We start from the raw sequence: 429 nt of genomic DNA, 5'->3' as shown, positions 1-429 counted from the left end.
TGCGGGTCGAGGTGCAGTTGGTCGACGAGTACTGCGCAGGGTCGCTGCGCGTTGCGAGTGCGCAGCTCTGGGATTGAGGAAAAGATTGAGAAAGCGATCGATCGTCTCGATGCTGGCAGTGACTCTGATCGTCGCGTCCTGCACACCGTCGCCCGCGGTTCCGCCCGGGGTAGAGCCGTCGTCGCAGAACGTCGGTGTCGCTGTCGATCTCCCCGGCGTCTCCTCCCTGGACGGTGCGGCGGGCATATGGTCGGGGTTCGACATCGACCTCGCCCGCTGGTTGGGGAACCGAGCGAACTTCTCGCCGGTTTTCGTGGCGACGGTCGTCGGGGAACGGATCGCACGACTGAAGCGCGGCGACGTGCAACTCGTGATTGAGGCGTTCTCCATCACCGACGAGAACCAGCAGCAGATCGACTACGCCGGCCC

At 64.6% G+C, this 429-nt stretch carries 1 protein-coding gene; it reads left to right on the top strand.

What is annotated here, in order from left to right:
* Positions 1–85: 85 nt before the first annotated feature.
* Positions 86–429: transporter substrate-binding domain-containing protein (locus tag D7Y13_RS43375; RefSeq protein WP_147452732.1), on the top strand; the 344-nt coding region annotated here is incomplete at its 3' end.

Source organism: Corallococcus praedator, from assembly GCF_003612125.1.
Lineage (GTDB): Bacteria > Myxococcota > Myxococcia > Myxococcales > Myxococcaceae > Corallococcus > Corallococcus praedator.
Note: the sequence above shows the minus strand (reverse complement) of the source record. Positions and strands in the feature narration are given on the sequence as shown.